This window comes from Arthrobacter sp. 05T444 (assembly GCF_056395905.1).
The window spans coordinates 1-309 of record NZ_JBFTKK010000086.1 but is presented as its reverse complement, the minus strand read 5'-3'; the positions used below and the strand labels follow the sequence as shown (position 1 = coordinate 309).

At 70.2% G+C, this 309-nt stretch carries 1 pseudogene; it reads right to left on the bottom strand.

Annotation, left to right across the window (positions count from 1 at the left end):
• Positions 1-309 (bottom strand): annotated as a pseudogene (locus AC1DD3_RS22200) (pyruvate dehydrogenase (acetyl-transferring), homodimeric type); the annotation flags it as partial.

Here is a 309-nt window from a genome sequence, read left to right as displayed (position 1 = left end):
GCCGTACATGCGTTCGATGCCGTCGCGGACGATGTGGCCCATTTCGTAGCCGTAGGCGGGGTCGTAGGTGACCACGGCGGGGTTGGTGGAGGCGAGCAGCGGGGAGTGGCCGTCGGCGTGCTGCAGGCCTTCGCCGGTGAGGGTGGTCCGTCCTGCGGTGGCGCCGATGATGAAGCCGCGGGTCATCTGGTCCGCGGCGGCCCAGAAGGCGTCGCCGGTGCGCTGGAAGCCGAACATGGAGTAGAACACGTAGACCGGGATCAGCGGCACGCCGTGGGTGGCGTAGGCGGTGCCGGCGGCGGTGAACGC